Annotated in this window: 7 protein-coding genes and 1 other RNA gene; 3 read left to right on the forward strand and 5 right to left on the reverse strand. The window is 39.4% G+C overall.

The genetic code is table 11. From position 1 onward, the window contains the following. Positions 1-147 precede the first annotated feature (147 nt). From ssrS to IQ228_RS15455, 3 genes are all read right to left on the reverse strand, one after another. A non-coding RNA gene (ssrS, locus tag IQ228_RS15445) (6S RNA) lies at positions 148-332 on the reverse strand. 39 nt (positions 333-371) lie between these two features. Beyond that, positions 372-1,532 carry a 5-(carboxyamino)imidazole ribonucleotide synthase gene (locus tag IQ228_RS15450; protein WP_193963424.1) on the reverse strand — a complete coding sequence of 387 codons (1,161 nt, stop codon included), beginning with the start codon at positions 1,530-1,532 and terminating at the stop codon, positions 372-374. Beyond that, the gene (locus IQ228_RS15455) at positions 1,523-2,011 is read right to left on the reverse strand and encodes a pentapeptide repeat-containing protein (protein ID WP_039205198.1); all 489 of its coding nucleotides are present in this window, start codon (positions 2,009-2,011) and stop codon (positions 1,523-1,525) included. The genes IQ228_RS15450 and IQ228_RS15455 overlap by 10 nt, the downstream gene beginning before the upstream one ends. Before the next feature lie 432 nt (positions 2,012-2,443). On the opposite strand from IQ228_RS15455, the gene IQ228_RS15460 reads away from it, so the two are divergent. The 3 genes from IQ228_RS15460 to IQ228_RS15470 all read left to right on the forward strand — a co-directional run bounded on the left by IQ228_RS15460 (position 2,444) and on the right by IQ228_RS15470 (position 4,866). Then, on the forward strand, positions 2,444-2,767 hold the full coding sequence (locus IQ228_RS15460) for a hypothetical protein (RefSeq protein WP_027402048.1): 324 nt from the start codon (positions 2,444-2,446) through the stop codon (positions 2,765-2,767). 98 nt (positions 2,768-2,865) lie between these two features. Beyond that, positions 2,866-4,317: an ATP-binding protein gene (locus IQ228_RS15465; RefSeq protein WP_193963426.1), complete on the forward strand. Its 1,452-nt coding sequence runs from the start codon at positions 2,866-2,868 to the stop codon at positions 4,315-4,317. A gap of 93 nt (positions 4,318-4,410) precedes the next feature. Beyond that, positions 4,411-4,866, forward strand: coding sequence for a DUF29 domain-containing protein (locus IQ228_RS15470; RefSeq protein WP_193963428.1), 456 nt, complete (start codon positions 4,411-4,413; stop codon positions 4,864-4,866). A gap of 106 nt (positions 4,867-4,972) precedes the next feature. On the opposite strand, the gene mutS is transcribed toward IQ228_RS15470, so the two are convergent. Both mutS and IQ228_RS15480 read right to left on the reverse strand, forming a co-directional pair. After that, positions 4,973-7,573, reverse strand: a complete 2,601-nt coding sequence (gene mutS / locus IQ228_RS15475) for a DNA mismatch repair protein MutS (RefSeq protein ID WP_027402051.1) — start codon at positions 7,571-7,573, stop codon at positions 4,973-4,975. Positions 7,574-7,938: 365 nt separating this feature from the next. Beyond that, positions 7,939-8,388, reverse strand: a complete 450-nt coding sequence (locus tag IQ228_RS15480) for a hypothetical protein (protein WP_027402052.1) — start codon at positions 8,386-8,388, stop codon at positions 7,939-7,941. Positions 8,389-8,555 lie beyond the last annotated feature (167 nt).

The following is an 8,555-nucleotide window of genomic DNA, read 5'->3' on the forward strand; positions in this document are numbered from 1 at the left end:
TTGTGTATAAGAGACACCTACCTCCCTTCCCCTGCTCCTTACGATACTCAATTTTGCTTGTTGGTCAATAAAGTCACTTATGCGTATTCATCTCATCACCTTCCTATAGCGTAGGTGAGAGGCTTCTACTGTTTAAGCTGAAATTTTTAGTTCACCACAACGCCGTTTTACCTAAGTTTATGACCTGGTTAAACCAGGTGGGAACTGAGGGTTCTCATTTAAAGTTTCCGGGTACAAGCCCGGTATACTGCCACGAGAATTGTTTAGCTCCCTTGTTGTTAAAGACATAGATCAAAAAACTTGATGGCAGTCACCAATCGTCGTAGTGCAACTAACCTATTATAGCTTTGAAAAATAGTTTGTGTATTTATTTAGGGAAAATTTTGGCAAATTTTTGCTGGGGGATACCAGATAGATTCAATTTTGTGTATGGTGTCTTTGGCTTCATCCAGAGTATCTTGCTCCAGGAGAACGGTGATATGCCCTAGTTTACGTCCTGGACGAGATGCTGTTTTGCCGTACCAGTGGACAGTAGCCTGGGGAATAGATGCCAGTTGTTGCCGTTGTTTCTGGTAGTCACAATGGCTGCTTTCATATCCTAGCAGATTAACCATCACAGCACTAGCACAACGTAATCTAGTATTGGTTAATGGTAAACCACACACGGCTCTCAGATGTAGTTCAAATTGGGAAGTTTCACAAGCATCCAGGGAAAAATGTCCAGAGTTATGGGTGCGTGGTGCTATTTCATTAATTAGAATTTTACCTGCGGCGGTGAGAAATAGTTCAATGCCACAGACTCCTACATATTGGAGGCTAGTTAATAGTTTATGGGCGATCGCTTCAATTTCTAAATTTTGCTCTTGGGTAATTTTAGCTGGGGCAATTACCCACCGACAAACCTGTTCTTCTTGGCGAGTTTCTACCGCTGGATAGATGATAATTTCCCCATTTACAGAACGGGCTGCAATTATCGCCAGTTCTTTGGTAAAAGGTACAAATTCTTCGACTAAAAACTGGGTACGACTTTGATTAACTATTTTTGATAAGGTCGGAAAATCGGGAATGATAAAAGTTCCTTGTCCATCATATCCATGTCTTCGCGCTTTGAGAACCACCGGAAATCCCAAGTTTTCAATCTCAGATTCTAGTGCTTTTTCCCCTGATAATGCTAAAAACTGAGGAACTGGCAAACCTAAATCCCGTAAATAGCACCGTTGTTCATATTTATCTAACAGAGGTGCTAAAGCTGCTAAGGTTGGAAGAAAACAGACACCCTGTTTTTCTAGTAGTGATAAAGCAGCAAGATCCACAAACTCGTTTTCAAAGGTAACGATATCACACTTTGTAGCTAAAATCTCTGTGGCTGCGGCATCATCAACTGCCGCAAAAATGCTATCTTGGGCAATAGATACAGCCGGATCATTTTGACTAGGAGTTTGGACTATTAATTCTACTCCCAGTTTACGCGCTGCATCTGCCATCATCCAAGCTAGTTGTCCACCACCAATTATCCCAAGTTTTATTGACATCCTAACGACTCACGAGTTTCTACACCAGTTTGAGAATTTACACCGCTGGCTTTTTGACATAGCTCCTTAATTTGCGCTTTATCTAGAATTGCGTCTGTAAAATCTGCACCTGTGATATTAACATCTGTAAAGACAGTGCGGAGTAAAAGAGCTTCGATTAAAACGGCATTACTTAAATCAGCACCTATTAATTTTACCTCATTCATCATCGCATTGGTTAAATCTGCTCCATGCAAATTTGCCTTTGTCATGACTGAAGCACTGAAAACTGTTCCTCGCAAATCCGCACCTGTAAAGTTAGCCATTTCCAAGTTAGCGTTAGAAAATTCCGCAGCTTGTAAACTTTGTCCTGAAAAGTCTTGTCTTGACAACTCTGCATTACTATATGATAAAGGATGTGTCCAGTCTGCCAATGCTGTTTGTGGGATGAACCAAAGCATAATTCCCAAAATCCATCCTAAGCCTTTTTGCCAAAACATAGTTAATGAGTCCCAATTAGTGATGAATAGTTAACAGTTGATAATTCGGGCGTTGCATGAGGGTTAATGGCAATTACTCCTTTTTCCAATTACTATTTACAATAATTCATTAAATTTGATGACAAGTAAAGTTTTTTATCTTTTAAAGTCTAGTAGTGAAAAAAACTGATAATGTATGGATCGTAGAGGTAGCCGTGGGGGCGGGGTTTTTGATGCCTAAAAATATTTGATAACCATTTAAATGTTGACATGAAATTGAATATCATCAGCAACGGTTATAGCGAGTATGTACTTAAATAAGGTAAAAAGTTTATGGGAAAAATTATCCAGTAGAAGTCTTTTACTGTTGACTGCTGCTATATCTGACTAAGAATCTTGAAGTTATTAAAATTGACGAACAGCATACATCAATAATACAAAATTGGTATTTATATGATAAATCATTACTCTATTCAATGGATTGAAGCGTGGTGCTTAGAAAATGGCTGGACAGATTTATTTGTCGAGAGACGTGGTAATTATTGGGCGTTTCCTCCGGGGGGAGTGATGCCAGAACCAATTCCCATGAATGTGTTAAGAGTAATTAAAGAAGAAAACGGCTTAACCAATCAGGAAATTTACTGGGCTTTTGCTGCCATATCCACCACTATTTTAGCAGTGATTTATACTTTTTTGTGGAAATGTCCGATTCCTTTAGTGTTATCTTTTGCGTTTAATGCTGTCACAGTGGCACAATTTGAACCAGATGATGATTAGAGTTTTGCAGATGAAAATTAAGATATTAAGATTAATCCATTGACCTTAATGCTATTTTTATCTAAAATAAGATTAATCTACTAATCTTATATCTCTCCATGCTGGAAATTGCAAAGAAGGATATTATATCCCGTCTTCAATTTGATAACCCCTGGTGGGAACAAGGGAAGAAGGGGAAGATTGCTTTTGAGAATACGCTTCGGCGAAAGTATTTTGAGGCTTTTCATCAGAAAATCTTAGATGTAAGCGTTCGTCGTGCAGTCGTTTTGATGGGACCCAGGCGCGTCGGTAAGACTGTGATGGTTTATCACAGTGTCCGCGAACTCTTAAACTCTGGTATTGATGAGAAAAATATTTTATATCTCTCTCTGGAAACCCCGATTTATACAGGACTTCCCCTAGAAAAAATACTTAGTTACTTTCAAGAATTATTCAATCACAAACGTGATGCCAAGCTATTTATATTCTTCGATGAAATTCAATACTTGCGTAATTGGGAAATACACCTGAAATCCCTTGTTGACTCCTTTGCTGAATACCGTTTTGTTGCTACTGGATCTGCCGCTGCTGCACTGCGATTAAAAAGTGCTGAATCTGGTGCTGGACGATTCAGTGATTATATTCTCCCACCTCTAACTTTTACTGAATACTTGATGTTCATTGGTCGAGAAACGGAACTTATAACCGCTACACCAAATAAAAACCCTGTTTATTCGTACGAATATTCTACCTCCAATATCGAGACACTTAATGAGGAGTTTGTTAACTACCTGAATTTTGGGGGATACCCAGAAGCAGTTTTTTCCGAGACGATTCGGCAAGATCCTGGACAGTATATTAAAAGTGATATTATTGATAAAGTGCTACTGCGCGATCTGCCTAGTCTTTACGGTATCAGTGATATTCAAGAATTAAACAGACTTTTTACTACCTTGGCTTACAACTCTGGTAATGAAGTAAATTTAGAGGGATTGTCTCAATTTTCTGGTGTCGCCAAGAACACTATTAAGCGTTATCTCGAATATCTTGAAGCTGCGTTCTTAATTCGGCGTGTTGAGAGAATTGACCAAAATGCAAAGAGATTTAAACGGGCTGTGTGTTTCAAGGTTTATTTAACCAATCCGTCCATGCGAGCGGCGCTATTTGGACAACTTAATGCGGATTCTGAGGCTATGGGAGCGATGACTGAAACTGCTATTTTTAGTCAGTGGCAACACAATATGACTATTGAGCTTTATTATGCACGCTGGAATTCAGGAGAAATTGATATTGTCCATTTAAAGCCCTCAAGTCAGTCACCTTCTTGGGCTGTTGAAGTCAAGTGGAGTGACCGTCCCTACAGGTCAAATTCCGAACTTGATAACTGTGTAGAATTTGTCAAGAAAAATCCAACTATATCTCATCCAATTATGATAACGAGTCGAACTATTACAGATGAAAACTTTCTGTATAAAGGAGTGAATTTCGCATTCCAGCCAGCTAGTCTATATGCTTACATTCTTGGTGCTAATATATTGCGTCGCATTAATGAAAAAGTGAGTACATTCTAATCAATCCTTTTTTGAAAAATTTCTGACTCCTGACTTATTTTGTAAGTTATATGATTAAAATATCATTAACAATGAAAATGAAATTCGCTGAATATGGATAACTTTTCTTTGTATAATCAAGACTTCTATGCTTGGACACAACAACAAGCAAAAGCTTTAGAACAAAAGCTAGTTGTAGAATTAGACTGGCAAAATTTGCAAGAGGAAATTCAATCTTTGGGAAGACATGAATATCGAGAATTGATAAGTCGTTTGGGTGTGTTAATTGGTCATTTATTGAAATGGGAATATCAACCTGAACAACGTTCTCGCAGTTGGTTTCTCACAATTAGAGAACAACGTCGTGCTATTCAAAGACATCTTAGACAAAACCCTAGTTTAAAATCTCGGATAACAGAAGCTATGTTAGATGCTTTTGAAACAGGAGTTGATTTAGCCTTACGAGAAACTAATTTACCATTAAGAACTTTTCCTGAAAATTGCCCCTATTTATTTGATGATATAATTGCTGATAATTTTCTGTGTGATACTCTTCAAGATTGGGAATGATAATTTTTCTATAAGTCAATGAAGAAAGAATTAACCGCAGATGGAAGAGGATAAACACAGATGAACGCAGATAATTTTGTACTTCATTAGACGAAGAAGCCTCATATTAAAGTCCTTCACGCAATCCCATGGCTATTTTACTGTGTTTTTCGATTTGTCCCATCACCTGTTTTGCCCGTTGAATTACCACTGTCGGTAAACCTGCTAATCTTCCGGCTTCTATTCCGTAAGACTTATCAGCACCACCGGGTTGAACTTGATGTAAAAAGATGATTTGGTCTGGTAATTCTTTAACTGTAACTTGATAATTTGCGACATTGGAAACAATTGTAGCTAATTCATTTAACTCATGATAGTGGGTAGCAAAAATCGTCCGCGATTTAATCTCAACTGCTAAATATTCTGCTACAGCCCAAGCAATTGATAAACCATCAAAAGTTGCTGTCCCCCGACCAATTTCATCTAACAAAACCAAAGATTTCAAAGTTGCATGATTTAGAATATTGGCAGTTTCATTCATTTCCACCATAAAGGTAGATTGACCTGTGGCTAAATCATCTACAGCACCAACACGGGTAAAAATGCGATCGCACACTCCCAATTTAGCAGACCGCGCCGGCACAAAACTACCCACCTGCGCCATTAACTGAATTAGACCAACTTGACGCAAATAACAACTCTTACCACTCGCATTTGGACCCGTCAAAATCACCAAATCAGGGGAAGATAAATTCTTCTTTTCCTCTTCCTTCGCTTCCTTCGCTCCTTCGTGGTTCATTTCCTTCCCCCCTAAGCAAGTCGAATTAGGGACAAAAAAACCAGCGGGTAAAGACTGTTCTACCACTGGGTGACGACCATCAATTACGTCAATTTCCCGACCTGTAACCATCTCAGGACGACAGTAACCTTGATGGACAGCTAATTCTGCCAAACCACATAATACATCCGACGCGGCTACTGCACGGGCAATATTCCGAATGATTTCATCTTGAGAACCCACTTCATTGCGTAATGCTTCAAAAATCTGATATTCCAACTGATTTAAATCATCTCGCGCTGTGAGGATGCGTGCTTCTCGTTCTTTTAAATCAGGAGTGATGTAACGTTCCTCATTTGTTAAAGTTTGTCTACGAATGTAATTATCGGGAACTTGGTCGGATTTACTGCGGGAAATACTGATATAATAGCCAAAGGTTTTATTAAATCCTACCTTCAAAGTGGGGATTCCTGTTCTGGCTCTTTCATCAACTTCTAAGTTGGCAATCCATTGTTGATCACTTTCTACAGTGGCTTTTCTTTCATCCAACAACGGATTCATCCCCGCCCGAATTAAACCACCTTCTTTGAGATGAGTCGGTGGTGATTCTACGATGTGAGCGTGTAATTTTTCTGCTAGTTCTTCGAGGATGGGTGGGACTTTTTGCAAAGCTTTTAAGAACGGGGAACGGGCATCCGCAACTAAGCGAGATAATTCGGGTAAACGGGAGAAAGAATCAGCTAAGGCGACTAAATCCCTGGCATTGGCTCTACCAGATGCGGCTCTGACTGTTAACCGTTCTAAATCATAAATTTGTCTTAATAACTGCCGCAGGTCTTGACGTAAGGGCGTATTTTCTACTAATTCTTGGATGGTATCTTGGCGGGATTTAATCCCTTTAATCTCCAGTAGCGGTTGTAACAACCATCTTCTTAAAGCTCGGCTACCCATTGCGGTGCTAGTTCTATCTAAAGCCCATAATAGAGAACCGTGAAATGTACCATCGCGGACGGTTTGGGTAATTTCTAGGTTACGACGGGTTTGATGATCGACGATTAAATAATCAGTGAGGGTATAGGTGCGTAATAATTGCAGGGAGACAGGATGGGCTTTCTGTGTGTCTTCGATGTAGTCTAAAAGACCTCCTGCGGCGCGAACTGCAAGGGGAAGATGTTCACAGCCCAAACCTTCGAGCGATCGCACTTTGAATTTCTGCAATAATTTACTTCTAGCTTCGGCTTGGGAAAAGGGAACTTGCGATCGCAAACTATAGCAAAATGATGGTGGTAAACATTGGGGAAGAGATGGGGAGGTTTCCCCAGGACGCAGTAAACTACCTAAATCGGGGGCGTTGGTGGGAAACAGGACTTCTGAAGGTTGCAACCGCATTAACTCTTGAGTTAGGTGTTCTAAATCACTACCTTGAGATGTGAGAAATTCCCCTGTTGATATATCTGCGTAGGCTAAACCCCAATGATTGACAGCAATTACCACAGCCGATATGTAGTTATTCCGACTGGCTTTGAGCATCCCCTCTTCTAATAATGTCCCTGGAGTGATGATACGCGTTACTTCTCGCTTGACCAAACCAATCGCGTCCGCAGAGTCTTCCACTTGGTCGCAAATTACTACAGCATAACCTTTTTCTACTAGTTGGGTTGTGTAGCGCTCCCAAGCGTGATGAGGTACACCTGTCATGGCAACACGACCGACTTCACCACCATGTTTACTGGTTAAAACTAATTCTAATTCCCTGGAGACGGTTACAGCGTCTTGAAAAAAAGTTTCAAAAAAATCACCAACTCTGTACAGCAGCAACGCATGAGGATATTTATCTTTTACTTCTACATAATGCTGATACATCTTACTCAGCTTACTGCGGTCTTCTACCAGATTTGTATCAGTAAGGGATGGGTTTGGTTGATTGGGTTCTGGTGTGGAAGTCGTCATGGTAGATGCTGAGAATTTATTGGCAACAGATTTTTGGTACTCTATTCGATCATAGCTTGATGTGGGGGATAGGGTGCGATCGCTTAAGGTTTATTTATTTTTAGTTAGGGTTACTGTTGATCCAGCCATTTTTGCTGTTATTTTGGTGAAAATGCGATCGCACACAATAATCAGGTTATCGAAATGCGATCACAGATATTTAAGCTAGGTTTTTTCTAATTATCATCAGTATTCGAGCATTCTATGAAGCTAAAACCATCATAATGATCACTGTTAACTCCTATTTTACAAAAATTATCACGTATTGGTCTTGTGACTTTTCTACTATTCTTGTCATAATCTGTAGCTAGTTTAAAGCCTTTAGATCAACAAAAAGCTTTAGCTGCTGGTTCACCACAATTAGCATCCCAAGTCAAACACCAGTCTAAATCAACACTGCGAGTACGTGGTCTATTAAAAGTTTTTGTTTCAGCTTGTGCAGGTGCATTAAAGATAGCAGGTGCAATTGCCATAGTGAAGAGTGGTGTTTTTAGTTTTTCTCTTTCCCGATACAGTGCTTGACGAAAATTACTTTTACTTACTGGTTCTCCAATAATATCTGTGAGCTTTTTCCATAATTTAGCACCAACATCATTTTGAATATATGTAGTAGTTAAATGTAGTTCTGTAGCAATATCTTCATACCTTTTCCCTTCCCAACTTCCTTTGAGTACCTGTACTTCCACATCGCTTAGATGTTTATCAGTATATTTCCAGACAATTTCATCCACAAATTCTTGAATTTGCTCCCAAGATATATCTACTTTGAATGACATAAATAATATACATAAAATCAATGTTCATAATTTTACCGTAATTTGATTATCGGATCAAGCAATTATCAGAATTTATCGAGATCCCCCCTAACCCCCCTTATTAAGGCTACGGTGTACACACAAGTGATCCAATCACCCTTATTACTCAAATTACCCCACCCTAACCC

The organism is Dolichospermum sp. LEGE 00246 (assembly GCF_015207865.1).
Lineage (GTDB): Bacteria > Cyanobacteriota > Cyanobacteriia > Cyanobacteriales > Nostocaceae > Dolichospermum > Dolichospermum heterosporum.

Coding starts and splice junctions, on each gene's coding strand:
- IQ228_RS15455 (WP_039205198.1), bottom strand. CDS start 2,011: ATGTTTTGGCAAAAAGGCTTAGGATGGATTTTGGGAATTATGCTTTGG.
- IQ228_RS15465 (WP_193963426.1), top strand. CDS start 2,866: ATGCTGGAAATTGCAAAGAAGGATATTATATCCCGTCTTCAATTTGAT.
- mutS (WP_027402051.1), bottom strand. CDS start 7,573: ATGACGACTTCCACACCAGAACCCAATCAACCAAACCCATCCCTTACT.
- IQ228_RS15470 (WP_193963428.1), top strand. CDS start 4,411: ATGGATAACTTTTCTTTGTATAATCAAGACTTCTATGCTTGGACACAA.
- IQ228_RS15480 (WP_027402052.1), bottom strand. CDS start 8,388: ATGTCATTCAAAGTAGATATATCTTGGGAGCAAATTCAAGAATTTGTG.
- IQ228_RS15450 (WP_193963424.1), bottom strand. CDS start 1,532: ATGTCAATAAAACTTGGGATAATTGGTGGTGGACAACTAGCTTGGATG.
- IQ228_RS15460 (WP_027402048.1), top strand. CDS start 2,444: ATGATAAATCATTACTCTATTCAATGGATTGAAGCGTGGTGCTTAGAA.